At 36.6% G+C, this 1,085-nt stretch carries 2 protein-coding genes; both read right to left on the bottom strand.

Going from position 1 to position 1,085, the window contains the following annotated elements; genetic code table 11:
* Positions 1-58: 58 nt before the first annotated feature.
* The gene (locus U9P79_01590; protein ID MEA2103320.1) at positions 59-325 is read right to left on the bottom strand and encodes an SLATT domain-containing protein; all 267 of its coding nucleotides are present in this window, start codon (positions 323-325) and stop codon (positions 59-61) included.
* A 205-nt stretch (positions 326-530) separates the two neighbouring features.
* Positions 531-1,085: MvaI/BcnI family restriction endonuclease (locus U9P79_01585; protein MEA2103319.1), on the bottom strand; the 555-nt coding region annotated here is incomplete at its 5' end.

The raw sequence follows: 1,085 nt of genomic DNA, 5'->3' as shown, positions 1-1,085 counted from the left end.
TAAGCGAATGAGAAGTCTTAAGGCAAGTTAACAAGTAACCAGCGTCCCGTATGCTTCCCTATTTTTTAGTATAGGCGTTTAAGATTAAAAGGATAGTTGATATTATCGCCGAAATGATCCCGACCCAAGTTTTATCTCCAAAAATTGCTACAAATATGCCAGTTGTGGTTAAAGCAGATAAGATAATCTGAGATAATTTTATTCTGCTATTTCTCTTTTCAAGAATATCGGAGCACTTTTCATGGGTTTTATGAGTCCAAACAACACGACCATAACATTCCCTAATTTGAGCCTCAACGATTTGATTTTTAGAGATATCGTTCACGTCGCCCTCTCCAATTTATAACTTTCAAAAAAAATTTACAGTGAAGCCGAACGCCAAGGATAACTTGATGAAAAAGCAAACAAAATATGGCTAAAAAGCGAAGAAAGATCGATAAACAACAAATTTTGTAGAAAACAAAAAACGGCCAGGCTTTTTCAGTCAGAGTTCATCCGTTTGTTGGGCAATCTATTGATTTTAATGACAGTTATAGACGTTGAACTTTGGAATAAAGAGCGGGCAAGGCATTTTGTCGTAATCTGAATTTAGTGCCGTGATTGTGGCCTGTTCGAGCATCAAAATCTATGAGGATCTGCCCATTTTCTATTGATTCAAGAAAGTTCTCAAGTGAAAGACATTGCAATATCATTATATCGCTGTAGAAAAAATGAGTTTTCCCATCAATTTTCTTTGTTTCCGCCTGTACATAAAAGCAATTAAGCAGTTTTGTGCCGGCTTTATGGAAAAGATCATTAAAACCCCAATATGGTTGCGGATTCAATTCATCCAGGCCGATTCTATCTTTTACAGATTTTAGCCATTCCGAATGTCTATTATCTACCGTACCGGCATCAAATGAAATGAGGATTTTTTTCTCATTCCTATCAACAACGACTTTGAAACCTCTATCACTTCTTGATAAACCGTGTATCGTTTGTCGAAAACTCATTTCATTGCCGGAATATTTATTGCCGGCAAGTTGATGCGCCCAGCCATATTTAGGCAATAGTATTTGAGGCACAAATTTTAAAGCTCTTGGTGA

This window comes from Candidatus Cloacimonadota bacterium (assembly GCA_034661015.1).
In the GTDB taxonomy this organism is placed as follows: Bacteria; Cloacimonadota; Cloacimonadia; order JGIOTU-2; family JGIOTU-2; genus JAYEKN01.
Note: the sequence above shows the minus strand (reverse complement) of the source record. Positions and strands in the feature narration are given on the sequence as shown.